General features: G+C 70.2%; 3 protein-coding genes. All 3 read left to right on the top strand.

Going from position 1 to position 1736, the window contains the following annotated elements; translation table 11 throughout:
• Positions 1-483: TraM recognition domain-containing protein (locus tag ACZ4Z5_RS33260; RefSeq protein ID WP_468270004.1), on the top strand; the 483-nt coding region annotated here is incomplete at its 5' end.
• Complete coding sequence (locus ACZ4Z5_RS33255; RefSeq protein WP_468270002.1) at positions 476-1063, top strand: DUF4913 domain-containing protein; 588 nt, start codon at positions 476-478, stop codon at positions 1061-1063. The genes ACZ4Z5_RS33260 and ACZ4Z5_RS33255, both read left to right, overlap by 8 nt.
• A 140-nt stretch (positions 1064-1203) precedes the next feature.
• On the top strand, positions 1204-1736 hold a 533-nt coding region (locus ACZ4Z5_RS33250; protein ID WP_468270000.1), incomplete at its 3' end, for a competence protein CoiA family protein.

Raw genomic sequence — 1736 nt, 5'->3', positions numbered from 1 at the left:
GACCTGCCCGACCTCTACAGCCACCTCGGCTCCCGTGGGATCACGCCCTTCGTCATCCTTCAGTCCTACCGGCAGGGCGTGAAGTCGTGGGGCGAGGTCGGCATGGACGCGATGTGGTCGGCCGCCACCAAGAAGATCATCGGTGTCGGCATCGACGACGCCCGCTTCGCGCAGGACGTCTCCACCCTGACCGGCGCGCACTACGTCGAGCGCGGCTCCTACTCCAAGGGCAAGGAAGGCGTCAGCCGCAGCTACTCCGAGCAGCGCGAGCAGGTACTCGACCCGGCCGAGATCCGCGCCATGCGCAAGGGGACGGCTCTGCTGATGGCCACCGGCATGCCGGTCGCCCAGATCGCCCTGCGGCCCTGGTACGCCGAGAAGGCCATGGCGCACATCGGGCCGCAGATGAAGAAGGAGGAGGCGGCGATTACCAAGCGGGCCGTCGCCGCGTACGAGGAGAGGCAGGCCGCCCGCCGTGACTGACGAACCGGATCCCGACTTCGAGGTGCCCGTGGGCCTGTTCCAGGACCTGGAGGATCTCAAGGCCCAAGTCGCGGCCCTGTCCGCGCAGGTCAGACAGCTGACCGAGGATGGCTCGGACGGTACGGTCGAGGCTTTCGCGGACGACGGCGCGGCGGCCGGCGAAGAGCCCGAAGAAGGGGCCGACGAGGATGAGTGGCAGTTCCCGCCGTTCATCTTGCTGCTGGACCCCCCGCAGTACGACGACGAGTTGCGGGGCTTGATCGAGTGGGTGGAGGGGGTGCTCGTCCCCGGGTATCTGGCGGAACCCAGCGCTGATGCCCGGTGGTGCCATCTGTGGTTCGAGCACCCGGTCGCCCTCGCCCGGCTGCACGCGCTGTGGCTGGCCTGGCAGGAGCTCACCGACCCTGCCAGCTGCGGCTACACCGGCCCCTCGGTGTGGCACCGCGACCACTACGACCCCTGCATGCGCGAACTGCGCTCCTCCAACGGCCCCTTCCAGGGCTGCACCAAAGGCGAGCACCAGATTGCCCACCGGCTCCCCGGACTCGTCCCCAGCGCCTGGAGACAGGACAACGGCTGACCACTCGGAACCGACCGCTCTGTGGACGCAAGTACGTGAACAGGTGGCTCACGGCGCAAGGGCAGCGGGCCGCCGCGGCCGGAGATGCCGGGGGCGGTCATCTTGTCTCCGGGCGCCGAACCGTCTGGAGAAGGGGAGGGATGGACGTGCAGGACGACTTACTGGTGGTCGGGTTCGACCTGGAGACGCGCCGGGAGGTGCACGTCGCGGAGCGGCCGCCGGAGCACTGGAAGCGGCTCGGCTACGGCGGCACGGGCCAGTTGGTGTGCTTCTACTGCTTCCACGGCTTCGAGGCTCCCGAGGGAACGCGGGTGCCGCTGGTGACGCGGGGGCGGCTGGGAGGGAAGGTCCGCCGGCACTTCGCCCACCCGCCCGGGCAGGCCCCGGCCGGCGGCCACAGCCCCGAGACGATCTGGCACATCACGACCAAGCACACCCTGGCTGCGTGGGCGCGGTCGCGTCCCGGGGTCGCCAGGGTGCGGCTGGAGCAGTGGACCGTGGACCACGACCGGCGCGCGGACGTCGAAGTGCTGCTGGAAGACGGCACGAAGGCGGCGCTGGAGGCGCAGCGGATGCTGATGACCGATGACGGGTGGCGGGCTCGCCACCGGGACTACGCCCGCCAGAGCGTGGTAGACGTCTGGTTCTGGCGGCCGCGCGTGCACTTCCCGCA

Source organism: Streptomyces sp. NPDC030222, assembly GCF_055573115.1.
This window is presented reverse-complemented; position numbering and strand designations above follow the sequence as displayed.